Origin of the sequence: Amycolatopsis sp. FBCC-B4732, assembly GCF_023008405.1 — a bacterium.
Taxonomy (GTDB): domain Bacteria; phylum Actinomycetota; class Actinomycetes; order Mycobacteriales; family Pseudonocardiaceae; genus Amycolatopsis; species Amycolatopsis pretoriensis_A.
Genome location: NZ_CP095376.1, coordinates 4551715 through 4566075 on the forward strand (window position 1 = coordinate 4551715; position 14361 = coordinate 4566075).

Annotated in this window: 14 protein-coding genes; 6 read left to right on the forward strand and 8 right to left on the reverse strand. The window is 73.5% G+C overall.

The annotated features are described in order from the left end of the window. Window positions 1-65: 65 nt before the first annotated feature. Entirely contained in the window at window positions 66-869 is an 804-nt protein-coding gene (locus MUY14_RS19915) for an endo alpha-1,4 polygalactosaminidase (RefSeq protein WP_247024517.1), read from the reverse strand. A gap of 79 nt (window positions 870-948) precedes the next feature. After that, complete coding sequence (locus tag MUY14_RS19920) at window positions 949-1389, reverse strand: MarR family winged helix-turn-helix transcriptional regulator (RefSeq protein ID WP_247024518.1); 441 nt, start codon at window positions 1387-1389, stop codon at window positions 949-951. Between the two features lie 90 nt (window positions 1390-1479). On the opposite strand from MUY14_RS19920, the gene MUY14_RS19925 reads away from it, so the two are divergent. Continuing rightward, window positions 1480-2697 (forward strand): amidohydrolase family protein, encoded by a 1218-nt coding sequence (locus MUY14_RS19925; protein ID WP_247024519.1) that lies wholly within the window; start codon window positions 1480-1482, stop codon window positions 2695-2697. A 787-nt stretch (window positions 2698-3484) separates the two neighbouring features. Here MUY14_RS19925 and MUY14_RS19930 read toward each other — a convergent pair. Then, a complete protein-coding gene (locus MUY14_RS19930; protein ID WP_247024520.1) occupies window positions 3485-4393 on the reverse strand; it encodes a hypothetical protein in 909 nt (302 codons plus the stop codon). A 190-nt stretch (window positions 4394-4583) separates the two neighbouring features. Next, entirely contained in the window at window positions 4584-5738 is a 1155-nt protein-coding gene (locus MUY14_RS19935) for a TetR/AcrR family transcriptional regulator (protein ID WP_247025179.1), read from the reverse strand. A 225-nt stretch (window positions 5739-5963) separates the two neighbouring features. Here MUY14_RS19935 and MUY14_RS19940 point away from each other — a divergent pair, with 225 nt between their 5' ends. From MUY14_RS19940 to MUY14_RS19950, 3 genes are read left to right on the forward strand one after another with little or no spacing between them, the layout of a single operon-like run. After that, on the forward strand, window positions 5964-7160 hold the full coding sequence (locus tag MUY14_RS19940) for an oxygenase MpaB family protein (protein ID WP_247024521.1): 1197 nt from the start codon (window positions 5964-5966) through the stop codon (window positions 7158-7160). A 37-nt stretch (window positions 7161-7197) separates the two neighbouring features. Further along, window positions 7198-8013, forward strand: a complete 816-nt coding sequence (locus MUY14_RS19945; protein WP_247024522.1) for an enoyl-CoA hydratase-related protein — start codon at window positions 7198-7200, stop codon at window positions 8011-8013. Between the two features lie 58 nt (window positions 8014-8071). After that, entirely contained in the window at window positions 8072-8584 is a 513-nt protein-coding gene (locus tag MUY14_RS19950; protein ID WP_247024523.1) for a dihydrofolate reductase family protein, read from the forward strand. On the opposite strand, the gene MUY14_RS19955 is transcribed toward MUY14_RS19950, so the two are convergent. The 3 genes from MUY14_RS19955 to MUY14_RS19965 are packed head-to-tail and all read right to left on the reverse strand — an operon-like array spanning window position 8581 to window position 11644. Next, complete coding sequence (locus MUY14_RS19955) at window positions 8581-10128, reverse strand: acyl-CoA carboxylase subunit beta (protein ID WP_247024524.1); 1548 nt, start codon at window positions 10126-10128, stop codon at window positions 8581-8583. The two genes, MUY14_RS19950 and MUY14_RS19955, sit on opposite strands and share 4 nt — an antisense overlap. Beyond that, complete coding sequence (locus MUY14_RS19960) at window positions 10125-10895, reverse strand: SDR family oxidoreductase (protein WP_247024525.1); 771 nt, start codon at window positions 10893-10895, stop codon at window positions 10125-10127. The genes MUY14_RS19955 and MUY14_RS19960 overlap by 4 nt, the downstream gene beginning before the upstream one ends. Continuing rightward, entirely contained in the window at window positions 10892-11644 is a 753-nt protein-coding gene (locus tag MUY14_RS19965; protein WP_247024526.1) for an SDR family oxidoreductase, read from the reverse strand. Before MUY14_RS19965 ends, MUY14_RS19960 begins: the two co-directional genes overlap by 4 nt. 149 nt (window positions 11645-11793) lie before the next feature. On the opposite strand from MUY14_RS19965, the gene MUY14_RS19970 reads away from it, so the two are divergent. Then, window positions 11794-12564, forward strand: a complete 771-nt coding sequence (locus MUY14_RS19970) for a hypothetical protein (RefSeq protein WP_247024527.1) — start codon at window positions 11794-11796, stop codon at window positions 12562-12564. A gap of 370 nt (window positions 12565-12934) precedes the next feature. Here MUY14_RS19970 and MUY14_RS19975 read toward each other — a convergent pair whose 3' ends face one another. Further along, window positions 12935-13363: a hypothetical protein gene (locus MUY14_RS19975; RefSeq protein ID WP_247024528.1), complete on the reverse strand. Its 429-nt coding sequence runs from the start codon at window positions 13361-13363 to the stop codon at window positions 12935-12937. Here MUY14_RS19975 and MUY14_RS19980 point away from each other — a divergent pair. Continuing rightward, complete coding sequence (locus tag MUY14_RS19980; protein WP_247024529.1) at window positions 13362-14303, forward strand: N-acetyltransferase; 942 nt, start codon at window positions 13362-13364, stop codon at window positions 14301-14303. The two genes, MUY14_RS19975 and MUY14_RS19980, sit on opposite strands and share 2 nt — an antisense overlap. Window positions 14304-14361 lie beyond the last annotated feature (58 nt).

Consider the following 14361-nt stretch of genomic DNA (forward strand, 5'->3'; position numbering starts at 1 on the left):
TGACGGGCGGAAAGCACTATCGCACAAGGGTTTCCGATCGATCAAAGGCTTCGATCATTTCGACCTCAGCATGTCCGCCGGACGTACCCGGCCGCGCCTTCGGGAACCACGTCCCGGTCGCGGCGGACGATGCTGAGCGAGCCGCCCCAGCGCGTGCAGGCGGTCGCGAGGCCCTCGTCGGTGTACTCGATCACGACGACGTGGTCGCCGAACGCGGCCGTGTACTCGTCGCAGTTCTCCTGCTCGCCGCATTCTTCGGCCACGGCGAAGTCGAGCCCGTTCTCCTGGCGCCGCCCGGCCAGCTCGGAGGTGTTCTTCTGCGCAATGGCCAGGCCCTTTTCGTGCGCGTGCGCGGACAGCAGGCGCACGAAGGCCTGGGCGTCGCTCTCGGAAAGGAGGCCGTGCGAGCGCGTGTAGCTGTCGTAGTTGTCGGGCTCGATCGCCTGGAAGCCCTTGGCCGCGCACTCGTCGGTCCAGGCGTTCACCTTCGCCGCGGCGCGCTCGCGCTTGTCCGGCGTGCGCAGGTCGAGCAGCGCCTCGTGCCAGTCCTCGTCGATCACCGGCTCGCCGTTCGCGTCCCGGAGCACCAGGTCGCCCCACTCCCCCTCGGCACCCGGCTGGGCCTGGAAAGCGTTGACGTAGCAGATGTCGTAGCGCCCGGCGGCCGGCGCGGCGCCGTGGTCGCGGCTGACGACCTCGACGCCGGACGGCGGGGGGTAGGCGCCGCCGAGCTGGTAGTCGAAGCCCGCCTTCACCGGCGGCAGCCGCACGGCGGACGGCGGCGCCGGGGTGACCGCGGCCGGCTCTCCGGCGGGCGAACAAGCGGTGACGGCCGCGGTCACGCTCAGCGCGACGAAGAAGGATTTCACCACCGCAACTCTAGGAGCCGCTCGCTTCCGCTCCGGCGGGTGTCGCCCGACCGGGATGTTGTCCACAGTGGACAACGGGTCAGCGGCCGCGGGACCAGGCGCCGGCGTCGGTGGTGTACCGGACGAGCAGCCGCGCGAACTGGACGCGGTCTTCCGCCGGCCAGCCTGCCGTGATGGCTTCGAACACTTCGCGCTGCTCGGCGGCGAAGCGGTCTCGCTCGGCTTCGCCGCGTTCGGTGAGCTCCAGCACGGTGCGGCGGCCGTCGGCCTGGGAAGCCGCGCGCCGCACCAAGCCGTCGGCGATGCAGGCCGCGACCGTCCGGCTGGCCACCGGCTGGGCCACGCCCATCTCGGTGGCGAGGCCACCGACGGTCATCTCGCCGGGGGCCTCGGCGACGACGTTCAGCACCAGGTTGCGGGAGAGGTCGCGGCCCGAGGCCGGGACGCGCCGGCGCAGCCGGGACAGCGCCGGGCCGATCCGGTCCAGCAGCAGGTCATCGGCGGAACGCGCGGTGCTCACCCCCGGATCGTAGTACCCCCGGCATTTGCATGCCAAGAGCTAATTGCATAGCATTGGGTATGTAACTGCGAACGAGGAAGCGAGGCCACCATGGCCACCACCGCCATCACCGGAGCCCAGGTCTTCGACGGCGAGAAGACGCTGGGAGTGCGGACCGTCGTCGTCGACGGCCGGAAGATCCGCCAGGTCGGCGGCGAAGTGCCCGAGGGCGCCGAGGTCGTCGACGGCCGGGGCGCGACCCTGCTGCCCGGGCTGATCGACGCGCACGTCCACTCCGCGCCCGGCTCCCAGGCGCTGGCCCTGCGGTTCGGCGTCACCACCGAGCTGGAGATGCAGGGCCTGAACACCCGCGAAAACCGGGCACACCTCACCGAGGACGACACGGTGGCCGACATCCGGTCGTCCGGCTTCGCCATCACCCCGCCCGGCGGGCACCCCAGTGAGCTGATGCCGGAAGGCTTCCGCCCGGCCGGCGACCTGCCCCCGGTCATGCCGCTGATGCCGTTTTCGACGACGCCGGAGCAGGCCGCCGCGTTCGTCCCGCAGCTGCTCGCGCGGGGCTCGGACTACATCAAGTTCATGATCGACGACGGCAGCGTCGAAGGGCATCCCGGGCTGCCGATGCTCGACCAGGCCACGCTGGACGCCGGCGTCGCGGAGGCCAAGAAGTACGGCGCCCTCACGGTGGCCCACACGCTGACCCTCGACGCCACCCGGATGGCCGCCGAAGCCGGCATCGACGGCGTCGTCCACTTGTTCATGGACCGGCCGCACACCGCGGAGATCGTGGACCTGGTGGCCGAGGCGGGGATGTTCGTCGTGCCGTGCGTCTGCCTCGACGCGTCGATGATGGGCATCACGGGCGCCGAGCTCGCCGACGACCCGCGGGTGGCGCACCGCCTCGACGGCAAGTGGGACGAGACCCTGCGGTCGAGCTACGACCGCTACCCGCAGGGGAAGCTCGAGGACGTGCTGGCGTCGGTCCGGGCCCTGGCCGACGCGGGCGTGGACATCCTGGCGGGCACCGACGCGTCCATGGCGGAGACCTTCTTCGGCGGCCTGGCCCACGGCGCCAGCCTGCACCAGGAACTCCAGTACCTGGTGACGGCGGGCCTGACCCCGGCCCAGGCCCTGCGCGCCGCGACGGCGACCACGGCCCGCCGCTTCGGCCTGGCCGACCGCGGCCGCATCGCGGAGGGCCTCCGCGCTGATTTGCTCCTGGTCGACGGCGACCCGACGTCGACGATCGGCGACACGCTCAACACACGCGCGATCTGGCGGCGGGGCAGCCGGTTGAAGGAGGCGTGACGGCTGGGCGCGGTCGGCAGCCGCGGTGGTGGGTCACCGCCCGCGGCTGCGGCAGTCCCGGCGCTGGTCACGGCCGGCGCCCCGGCATCGGCGAGGACCGCGGTTGACTGCCAGGCGATGCCCGGCCGCGGTCAGCGCGCGGTGATAGGCCACCGCCCGCCGCTACACCGGGCCAGGTGCTGCTCGCGGCCAACGTGCCGTCGGCGAGGACCGCGGCCGCGATGCCCAGCCGCGTGACGACAGCGCCGTCAGCAACCGCGGTCGTAGGCCACCGCCTGCCGTTGCGCCGGGCCAGGTGCTGGTCACGGCCGGCGCCTCGGCACCGGCGAGGACCGCGGTTGACTGCCAGGCGATGCTTGGGCGCGGCCACCGCCCGCCGCTACACCGGGCCAGGTGCTGGTCGCAGCCAACGTGCCGTCGGCGAGGACCGCGGGCCGCGATGCCCAGCCGCGTGACGCCAGCGCCGTCAGCAACCGCGGTCGTAGGCCACCGCGCGCGGCTGCGCCGGGCCAGGTGCCGGTCACGGCCGGCGCCCCGCCACCGGCGAGGCCGCGGTTGGCCGCCAGGCCATGCTTGGGCGCGGTCTGCGCGCGCGGTGATAGGCCACCGCCTGCCGTTGCGCCGAGCCAGGTGCTGGTCGCAACCAACGTCCCGCGCCACCGGCGAGAGCCACGGCGCGCGGCCAGGTGACGCCAGCGCCCGCGGCCCCGCCGAGCCAGGTGCTGGTCGCAACCAGCGTGCTGTCGTCGGCAAGAGCCGCGGGCCCAGCCAGGTGATGCCAGCGCCGTCAGCAGCCGCGGTGGTACGCCACCGCGGTTGCGTCGCTCCCGGCAACCTGATCGTCGCGGCCGGCGTCCCGTCGTCGGTGAGCCCCGCCGGTTGCGGTGCCGCGTTGAAGTCGGCGTTGCCGGCCAGGTCCGCAGCGGGTTCGCCGTTCTCCCAGATGCGGAGTTCGTAGTTCTCGGGGCCGAAGGTGTGGGCCACGCCCGCCATCGTCGTGCCGGCGTCGAGGAACAGGGTTCTCGGCCGCTTCGGTGGTCGTGTGCACGACGTTCCCGTCCAGGTCCGCCTCGATGGCGGCCATGGTCGACTCGGGCGTGAAGACCGAAGCGGCGATGCGGCCGCCGTGGAAGGCCTCCAGGTAGACCGCGCCGCCCGGGTACAGCGGGGGCAGCTGCCGGTAGCCGCCGTCGGTGGCTCGGACGAACACCTCGCCCGAGCGCTCGCCGATGTCGGTGTAGAGCAGGACGCGGCCCTGCTCGTCGACGTCGACCGGGTAGGTGTCGTACAGGTGCTGCGGATCCGGGTTCAGCACCTCGGCGGTCCCCGGCCGCGCGGCGGCCCACAGCACCGGGTGGACGTCGCCGAACTCGCCGTAGGCGACGCCGACGACGTCCCCGCTGTTGTTGATGTGCGTGGCCTTCGCGGACCGGAACCCTCGCGGCATGGCCAGGTTCACGGTCTGGCCGCCGCGGTTGACGACGGGCTTGGACGCCCACCACTCGCCGGTTCCGCCGTCCCCCACGACGGCTCCGGCGGAGTTGATGTCGCGCACCTCGGCCAAGGGGGACATCGCCTCGACCTGGGCACCGTGCCACCGCACGGCCGAGTACGCGTTGGGGCCGCGCAGCGAACCGACGAACCAGCCGCCTTCCGCTGCCGCGTAGACCTCGCTGCCGGTGCAGGGCGCAGGCATGGCCAGCGGCGTCATCGCCCAGGTGCACCCGCCGCCACCGCGGGCCGCGCGCCGAGCACCGCTACGAGCACGAGAGTTCGCTTGAGCATGGTTCTCCCCGGAAGTCGGCCGTCTCCCCCACCACGCCCGGCGGCCCCGGGAGGTTTGTGCGACGGCCGCGCCGCCGCCCGAACGGCGCAACGAACCGGCGTCACAGGTCGAGGGCACCCACGAACAACGCGGCCACGGCGGCGCGGTGCTCCGGGGTGTCCCGCCAGCGCAGGCGGCGCCCGGCCTCGACCACCACGCCGAACCCGGCGTGCACCAGCACCCGCGCCTGGCGGGCGTCGAGGTCCGGGCGGGCCTGGCGCAGGTGCTGCTCCCAGACGGCGATGTGCTCGCGCTGCGCGGCCACCAGCGGACGACGCAACGCGGCGGGCAGGCCGACGATCTCGGCGTCGGCCACGCTGGTGAGGGCGTGGTGCTCGAAGCTGTAGGCCACGTAGGTCGCCGTCAGCGCGAGCAGGGCGTCGGGCGCGCCGCGCAGGTTGTGTTCGACCGCCTGGGCCAGCAGGCCGGCCGCCTGCAGGCAGGCCGCCGCCAGGATGTCGGCCTTGCCGGGGAAGTACCGGTACAGCCCGGACGGCACCAGTCCCACGGCTTCGGCGATCATGCCGTTGGTGACCGCGGCGAACCCCGCCCGTTCGAACAGCGGGATGGCGGCCGCGAGGATTTCCGAACGCCGGGTGCGCGGCTGGGGCGGGGCGGGCAGCTCGACGAGGGGCGCGCCCGCGAGCGCCTGCCGCGGGTCGGTCGCGGCCACGCGCAGCGCGGAAGCCAGCAGGAGGTCTTCGACGCGCCGGCGGCCGATCGTGTTGTGGTGCATCGTGATGGACCCGATCGCGCCCAGTGCCGCCACCGCCCGCAGGTGCTCGTCGGGCGCCGGGTGCTCGCGCCGGACCGCGTCCGCCACCCGGCCGACGACGTGCGCGAACTTCGCCTTGAGCACGCGGCGGTCCTCGCGCTCGAGGTAGCGGGCTTCCCACCGGTACACGCCGCCGGCCCCGCGGTGGGCGACGGTGACTCGCGTGACGGCGGCCAGGACGTCGGCGAGAGCGCCGTCCGACGGCACCTCCGCGAGCGCCGCGACGAGCCGGTCCACCATGACGTTCGCGCACTCGGCGAACAGCGCGTACTTGTTCGGGAAGTGCCGGTAGAGGGCGGCCGCGGTGATGCCGACGGCGGCCGCGATCTCCTCCATGGACGCCGAGTGGTAGCCGCGCTCGCTGAACACGGTGGCCGCGGCCCCGACGATGAGCTGCTTGCGGTTGCGCGGCCGCGCCGCCGCGGCCGGGCCGGCCGTCACCGCGGCCGCCGGGCGGGGGTGCGCGGGAGCGGGGCCATGCGTGCCAGTCAACCACGAACCGGACCGGGTGCCGGGCGACGGACCGATTCAGGCCGGCCCGGCTCTTGCCGACCGCCGACCCGCCTCGCTATGTTAATGGAGAATCTCTCCCTGAATGCGTGGCGCGACTCGTCGATTGTCGAAGCTTTGCCCAGGTACTGCCTACCGAGGAAGCTAGGTAAGTAAATGAGTAATCTCAGCCGGAGGAACGTTCTTTCACTCGGTGTCGCACTCGGGCTGGTGAGCGCGGCGAGTGCCGTCCCGGCCTGGGCGTCGACGGGTGGCGCCCAGGCCGCGGGCACGGATCCGTGGTGGGCGTGGGACGACGAGGTCGACCGCCTGATGGCGGGCATCCTCGACACCGGCCAGGTGCCCGCGGTCAACGCCGCCCTGCGGCCGTGGGTGAACAACGGCGACGCGCTGCCGACCGGCCTGCCCGCCGACCTCGCCAGCCACCTCCAGCAGGCCAACCGGCTGCCGTCCTGGGCCGACGCGGCCAAGCTGCGCCGCGCCGCGGACTTCAACCGGCGCAAGGACACCTACCTGTTCATGCTCTACGGCCTGGGCAGCGGCATCATGAGCACGGTGATCCCGCGGGAGGCCAAGTCGGTCTACTGGTCCGCAGGCGGGGCGAACATGCAGGACCGCGCGGCGAAGACGTTCACCTTCGGCTACGACCTGAGCGACCTCGACGCGTTCCAGCCGACGGGCCAGTTCGTGGTCACGGCCAACAAGACGCGCCTGGTGCACGCCGCCGTGCGCCACCTGCTGCCGCAGTCGGCGCACTGGCGCGCGGTCGCCGACGAGCAGATCCCGATCAGCAACGGCGACATCCTGGTGACCTTCCACAGCCTCGGCACCTACGTGCACCGCAAGCTGCTCGAATGGCGCGTCCCGATGTCGGCGGCGGACGAGGAGGCCTTCCTGCACCAGTGGCAGGTCGCCATCCACCTGCTCGGCGTCCGTGACGAGTTCATCCCCAAGACGTGGGCCGAGGCCGACGCGCAGTCGACGCGCGTGCTCACCCCGCTCCTGGCCCCGACGACGGAGGGCAAGGAACTGGCGCAGGACCTGCTCGGCCTGACGGCGCAGATCGACCTGGGCGTCACCCGCGGCTTCTTGAACGAATTCGTCCGCTACGTCCTCAGCGACGCGGTCGGCGACTGGCTCGGCCTCCCCCGCGACTACGCGGCGGCCGCCCTGGTCCGCACCGGCTGGCCGGCGTACATCGCCTTCCGCGAGGGCCTGCTTCCCATCGCCCCGGCGGGGTTCTACCTGTTCGACCAGTTCATCCGGGCGATCGCGATGCTGTTCCTGAACAAGGCCAATTCACCTACGACGACGCCGATCACGATCCCGGCGGGCAACCGGCCGGGCGCCTGAGCCCGAGGCCTGGTCACCACCGAAGCGACCGCTTAGTATGGTGACCGACCCCGAGGAGGCGGCTTTGTCCACTGTGGATGGTGTCCGGTACGCGGCAGACGGCGCGGTCGCGACGCTCACGTTCGACAAACCCGAGCGCAGCAACGCGATGGACGTCCCGATGCAGGTCCGCTACGGCGCCCTGCTGCGGCAGGCCGACGCGGACGCCGCCGTCCGCGCGGTCGTCGTCACCGGGGCGGGCCAGGCGTTCTGCCCCGGCGCCGACCTGGGGTTGCTGGACGACATCGCCGCCGCTCCCCCGGCCGGCGGCGGCGGGCACGAGAACTTCCGGGACGTCCTCGCCGCGTCGTCGGTCGGGGTACCGGTGGTCGCCGCGATCAACGGCGGCTGCGCCGGCCTGGGGTTCGTCATCGCCTGCTCGGCGGACGTCCGCTTCGCCGCCGCCGGAGCGAAGTTCACCACGGCGTTCGCCCGGCGCGGGCTGATCGCCGAGTACGGCGTCGCGAAGCTGCTGCCGGAGCTCGTCGGCCAGGGCCGGGCCCGCGACCTGCTGCTTTCGGGCCGCACGTTCACCGCGGAGCAGGCGCTGGACTACGGCCTGGTCCAGGAGGTGGTCCCGGCCGAGGAGCTCCCGCTGCGCGCGCACGCCTACGCGACCGAGCTGGCGACCTACAGCGCGCCCCGCTCGATGGCCGTGATGAAGCGGCAGTTCGGGCGGGAAGCGTCGCTGTCCCTCGAAGAGGCGGCGCGCGAAGCCACGGCGCTGATGATCGAGTCGTTCGGGCGGCCCGAGCTGGCCGAGGGGCTGGCCAGCTGGAACGAGCGCCGCACCCCGAAGTTCCCGGACCGATGAGTTTCCGCGGCCCATCCGGTCAGTACTCCCGTCCGGCACCACGACGGAAGCAGGTCCCATGGCCAAGCTGCTCTACGCCTTCAGCACCTCCCTCGACGGGTTCATCGCCGGCCCGGGTGGGGACATGTCCTGGCTGACGCCCCACCTCGGGCCCGATGCCACCGTCGACGAGCTCATCCCGCGGATCGGTGCCCTGCTCGTCGGGCGCCGGACCTACGGTGGTGACGACCCGCACCGCGGCACCGAAGGCGAGGGCAAGGCGTTCGGCGGGGGCTGGGACGGGCCGCAGTTCGTGCTCACCCACCGGCCCGCGGACCCGGCGCCCGGGGTCACCTTCGTCGGTGACCTGCACGAAGCCGTCGCCAAGGCCAAGGACGCCGCCGGGGACCAGTACGTCAACGTCCTCGGGGCCGACGTCGCCCGGCAGTGCCTCGAAGCCGGGCTGCTGGACGAGATCCTCGCCCTGCCCGTCCCGGTGCTCCTCGGCGACGGCGTGCGGATGTTCGACCGGCCCGGCGGCGAGCCGGTCGCGCTCGAACTGCTCCGGCCGCATTGGTACCGCGTCCGCTAGGGCCGCATCCCGAACGACGGCGGCCCCGCCAGCCTCGGCAGCACCGCGTACGCGTCGCCGATCCAGTCGCACAGGCGGGCCCGGGTTTCGCGCGGGTCGATGACGTCCTCGACCGAGAAGTGCTCGGCCGTCCGGAACGGTGACCGCACCGCGTCCAGGCGTGCGCGGATCTCCTCGATCCGCGCCGCCCGGTCGTCGGCCGCGTCCAGTTCCGCGCGGTAGGCCGCCTCGATGCCGCCTTCGACCGGCAACGATCCCCAGTCGCCCGAGGGCCAGGCCCAGCGGCGGACCAGGCGGTGGCGGTTGACCTGGCCCGCGCCGCCGACGCCGAACACGCGCCGGAGGATCACCTCGGCCATCGGCACCCGTGCCTGGTAGACCGCCGTCACCGCGCGGGCGCCGTGGCGGATCGCCCCGGCGCGCTCGGCCGCCGCGCCGATCACCATGCCCGCCTGGTCGGTCAGCGACACCAGCGGCAGGTGGAACGTCTCGCAGAGGTCGACCAGCCGGGTCATGACGTCGGCGCCCTCGGGGGTCAGCGTCGCGCCGCGGTACGGGTCGGTGGCCAGGACGCCGACCGGGTGCCCGTCCAGCCGCGCCAATCCCGCGTACGCCGAGCCGCCCGACACCGCGTAGTCGAACACCGAGCCCGCGTCGAAGACGCCGTCCAGCAACGGCCGCAAGCGGTACGGGTGACGCCGGTTGCGCGGCACCAGCGAAAGCAGTCCCTCGTCGGCGCGGTCCACCGGGTCCGATGTGGACGTCACCGGCGGCAGGGAGTCCACAGAGGACGGCAAGTACGACAGGAACTGTTTCGCCACCGAGAAAGCCTCGGCTTCGGACGCCACGATCCGGTCGACCGCGCCGCTACGCCGGTGGACGTCGGCGCCGCCGAGCTCCTCCTTGGTGAGGTCCTCTCCCGTCGCGTGCTTCACCACCGGCGGTCCGGCGACGAACAGCTGCCCGGCGCCTTCGACCAGGACGTTCAGGTGCGACATCACCGCCCGCGCGGCCCCGAGCCCGGCCACCGGGCCGAGGCAGAGCGCGACCACCGGGACCGTCGAAAGGTTGTCCACGACCCAGTCCCAGCCCGGGTTGACCGGGACGTAGGTGAAGCCGTGCTGCTCCAGCATCTTGACGCTGCCGCCACCCCCGGTGCCCTCGATCAGCCGCACCAGCGGCAGCCGCAGCTCGTGGGCGAGGCGTTCGGCGTGGACCTGCTTCTCCATGATGGCGGCGTCGGCGGCGCCCCCGCGGACGGTGAAGTCGTCGCCGCCGAGCGCCACCCGCCTGCCGTCGAGCCGGGCGGTGCCGATGACGAAGTTGGCCGGGGTGAACGACTCCAGCTCCCCGTCCACATAGGACGCCGTGCCGGCCAGCGCGCCGATCTCGTCGAAGCTGCCGGGGTCGGCGAGCGCGGCGATCCGCTCGCGGACCGTCGAGCGCCCGGCGGCGTGCTGGCGGGCCACCTTTTCCGGCCCGCCCATGCGCTCGGCCAGCTCGCGCCGCCGGGCCAGCTCGTCGACCTCCGGCTGCCAGCTCATTCCGCCTCGAGCGCCGCTTCGACCTTGCGCTGCAGCTTGTTCATCCCGCCGAGCCAGCGGTCGGTCTGCGTCGCGCGCGCCGCGTAGTAGTCCGCGACCTCCGGGTGCGGCAAGACCAGGAACTGCTTCGACTCCATCGCCGCGAACAACGCGTCCGCGACCTGCTCGGGTTCGATCGCCGACGCGCCCATCAGCAGCTGACCGGCGGTGCCGGTGCTCTCCAGCATCGCCGTGCGCACGCCCTGCGGGCAGATCGCCTGCACGGTGATCCCGCGGTGCCGGTAGGTCGCCGACAGGTACTCGGCGAACGCGAGCGCGCCGTGCTTGGTCACCGAGTACGGCGCCGAGCCGAGGCTGGTCAGCAGGCCGGCGGCGGACACGGTCGCGATGAAGTGCCCCTCGCCGCGTTCGAGCCACGCGGGCAGCAGCTGGTTGGCCGCGCGCACGTGCGCCATGACGTTGACGTCCCAGCTGCGCGCCCAGACCTCCTCGGGGCTTTCCGCGCCGCCGAAGGGCGCGATGCCCGCGTTGGCGCAGTAGACGTCGATCTCGCCGAGCGTCTCGCGGGCGCTCTCGATCAGCTTCGCGACGCCGTCGACGCTCGCGACGTCGCCGGCGAACGCCGTGCCGCCGACCTCCTTCGCGATCTCGGCGGCCTTGTCCCCGTCGAGGTCGGCCACGACGACCTGGGCGCCGCCGGCGGCGAAGCGGCGGGCCAGCGCGGCACCGATGCCGCCGCCACCGCCGGTGACGACGACGCCGGTCACAGGCCACCGCCCAGGGTCACGCCGCCGTCGAGGACCATCGTCTGGCCGGTGATCCAGCCCGCGTCGTCGGACAGCAGGAAGGCGACCGCGCCCGCGATGTCGGCCGGCACGCCGAGCCGCTTCATCGGGTAGGCCGAGGCGACCTCCTCTTCGCGGCCCTCGTAGAGCGCGGTCGCGAACTTCGTCTTGACCACGGCCGGGGCGACGGCGTTGACGCGGATCTTCGGGCCCAGCTCGGCGCCGAGCTCGACGGTCAGCCGGATCAGGGCGGCCTTGCTGACGCCGTACATGCCGATGCCCGGCGAAGCGCCGAGGCCGGCGACGGACGCGACGTTGACGACGGCACCGCCGTGCTCGCCCATCCACGCGTCGCGGGCGCGCTTGGTCCAGCCCAGCGGCGCGAGCACGTTGACGCCGAGGATCTTGGCCGCGGCGGCGGGGTCGATGTCCAGGGTGGGCCCGTAGACCGGGTTGATGCCGGTGTTGTTGACCAGGTAGTCGAGCCGGCCGAAGGTCTCGATCGTCTTGGCGACGGCCTCGTCCTGGTGGTCGGTGTCGTCGGACTTGCCGGGCACGGACATGGCGACGTCCGGGCCGCCGAGGGAGTTCACGGCCTCTTCGAGGGCCTCCGGCTTGCGCGCGGTGATGCACACCTTGGCGCCGCGTTCGACGAGCGTCTTCGCGATCCCGAGGCCGATGCCCCGGCTGGCCCCGGTGACGATCGCGACGCGATCCTTGAACGAGTTCACGGCAGTGTGTCTCCTTCGTGTGGTGCCCGGCACATACCAAGCAGTCGGTCAGTGGCCCATTATGCGCGATGAGGGCATCGCGCACACCCTGCCCGGAATGTGACCTTCCCCCGCTACCTTCCCCCGGAACGAGACTTCGAGGGGGCCCCGTGCGCAAGTTCGCCCTGACCATCGCCGTGGCGGCACTGGCGTCGGCCGCCTGCGACCCGGCCCCGGTGCCGCCGCCGGCCCCGGCCGCACTCGCACCCCCGGCCACCGACGTCGCCGGCCTGGTGCGGACGGCCTGGACGGGGATCGGCCGCGGGCCGTCCGCCGGCTTCACGACGACCGCCGTGCTCGGGCCCGACACCAAGGAGCTCACCGGGTCGCTGCGCATCGACGGCGGGGCGACGTCCCTGTCGCTGGTCCTCGACGGCAGCGAGACGCGGGTGATCGGCAAGCGGACCTTCACGCGGGCGCCGCAGGAGGCGGTCCCCGGCAAGCCGTGGGTCGGCACCGACCCCGGCAGCGCCGACCCGGTCGCGCAGGCGCTCGGCGCCGGGGTCCCGGTGGTCGTCAAGCTGCCGGACCTCGGCCGGGCGCTGACCGAGATCGAACGGACCGGCCGCATCGTCTCGGCCGGGCAGACCAAGCTCGCCGACGTGCCGGTCAACCACTACCGGCTCGAGCTCGACCCGGCGAAGGCGCCGGAGCTGTTCCCCGAGCTCGCACCCCGGCCGGGTGCGGCCAAGCTGCCCGCCGAGCTGTGGCTCGACGCGGGGTCCCGGCCCGTCCGGTTCGCCGTCGACTTCGCCGGCGGCCCGGCGCCGGTCAAGGGCACCACCGACTACCGGGACTGGGGCAAGCCGGTCGACATCCCGGTCCCGCCCGCCGACCAGGTCGTCGACGAGGCGGAGCTGCTGAAGAAGATGGGGCGGTGACGCGGTCCACCGCACGCGCGGCACCAGCTCGCCGGCCAAGACGGCCGTGACCGTTGGAGGGCACCGCGGCCGCACGCTCGAACCCGCCGCCGGGCAGCGGCGCGACGAGGGCGGCGGCGGTCGTGACGACCTCGGCGTACCCGCGCCGAGCGCGCGGATCCGGCCGCGACCTCGATGCCGGGGACGAAGGGCAGCGGGACGTCCACGAGGCCCTGCCGGTAGCGGACTTCGGCGAAGTCCGCGCCGGCGTGCGTGACGTCGATGGAGACCTCGCCGGGGCCGGGTTCGGGGGTGGGCACGGTGGCGAGCCGCAGCACCCCCGGGTCGGGCAGGACCAGTCAGCGCGGCACCAGCGCCCGGACCGCGCCGATCAGCTCCGGGCCGTCCAGCAGGACCGGGTCGTTGTGGTCGGCGCCGGGGATCTCCACCACGCGCGCCGCCGCCGCGGCCGCCACCGCGCGGCTCTGCGACGGCGGGACGATCGAGTCCGCGCCGCCAGGACCACCGTCGTCGGCACCCGTACGCGGGCGACCTGCTCTTCGACCGGGAACCGGTCGCGCAGCAGCAGGCGCACGGGCAGGTACGGGCAGACCTCGGCGCCCACCGCCGCGAGGTCGGTGAACGGCGAACGCAGCAGCAGCCCGGCCGGCGGGTGCGCCGTGGCCAGCTCGGTCACAACGGCGCACCCGAGGTACAGCAGGCGCTCCGGCGGGACTCGCCGCTCCTCGGTCAGGAACCGGTGCGTCCCGCTGAAAACGATTCGACGGCCCGGCCCGGCGCTGACACAGTGGCGTTCCATGATCACCGAGCTGACCGTCGAAGACCTGCGGCTCATGCAGGGCCTGGCGCAGCGGGTCACCGCCGCCCGCCCGGAGCTGGTCAACGGCGACGCCGCCTACGGCGAACTGGCGTGGAACTGGGGCAAGGACCACGCCGCCTTCGGCGCGAGCTGGCGCCGGGAGCTGTGGTTCGACGGCGGCGACCTGGTGGCGTGGGCCTGGGCGCGCCTGCCCCACCGGGTGCGGCGCGGCGACGGCACGGCCAAGGACGTCACCGGCGCTTCGCTGGCGCACCAGGTCCACCCCGGCCACGCCGGGCTCGTCGACGAGGTGATCGCCTGGTACGAAGCCACGGCGGGCGAGGTCGACCGCTCGGCACTGCCGGGCGTCGCCGACGAATTCGGCTTGGCGCGCTGGAAGGCGCACGGCTACGAGACCGACCCGGACGCGCTCGGCGACACCGGCTCCTGGACCCAGCTCAACGAGCGCGACCTCGGCGACGTCGCCGACCCGGTCCTGCCCGCCGGGTTCCGCTTCCGCACCGCCGCCGAGGCCGGGCCGGCCGCCGCGGTCCAGGCCCACGTCGACGCCTGGGCGCCCACGGCGTACACCGCCCAGAGCTACGAAGGCGTCCGGCACGCGCCCGCGTACCGCGCCGACCTGCACGTCCTCGTCGAAGCCCCGGACGGGACGATGGCGTGCTCGGCGATCATGTGGCTCGACGAAGCCAACCGGACGGCCGAATTCGAGCCGGTCGGGACGCACCCGGGCTTCCGGCGCCGCGGCTTGGCCCGCGCGACGCTCTTGCACGGCATGCGGCTGGCGCGCGACGCCGGCGCCCGCCACATGACGGTCGCCTGCCTGGGAGCACCGGGGCACCCCGGGGCACGTGAGCTGTATTACAGCGTCGGCTTCCGGGAGCTGTCCCGGGACGCCCCGCTCGTCAAGGCCCGGGCCTAGCGCCGGGCTCGCACCCGAAAGTGGCGGGCCCCCGCAGCGCTTTGTGCAACGATTCAGC

Coding starts and splice junctions, on each gene's coding strand:
- MUY14_RS19925 (WP_247024519.1), top strand. CDS start 1,480: ATGGCCACCACCGCCATCACCGGAGCCCAGGTCTTCGACGGCGAGAAG.
- MUY14_RS19950 (WP_247024523.1), top strand. CDS start 8,072: ATGGCCAAGCTGCTCTACGCCTTCAGCACCTCCCTCGACGGGTTCATC.
- MUY14_RS19955 (WP_247024524.1), bottom strand. CDS start 10,128: ATGAGCTGGCAGCCGGAGGTCGACGAGCTGGCCCGGCGGCGCGAGCTG.
- MUY14_RS19980 (WP_247024529.1), top strand. CDS start 13,362: ATGATCACCGAGCTGACCGTCGAAGACCTGCGGCTCATGCAGGGCCTG.
- MUY14_RS19930 (WP_247024520.1), bottom strand. CDS start 4,393: ATGCCTGCGCCCTGCACCGGCAGCGAGGTCTACGCGGCAGCGGAAGGC.
- MUY14_RS19975 (WP_247024528.1), bottom strand. CDS start 13,363: ATGGAACGCCACTGTGTCAGCGCCGGGCCGGGCCGTCGAATCGTTTTC.
- MUY14_RS19945 (WP_247024522.1), top strand. CDS start 7,198: ATGGTGACCGACCCCGAGGAGGCGGCTTTGTCCACTGTGGATGGTGTC.
- MUY14_RS19940 (WP_247024521.1), top strand. CDS start 5,964: ATGAGTAATCTCAGCCGGAGGAACGTTCTTTCACTCGGTGTCGCACTC.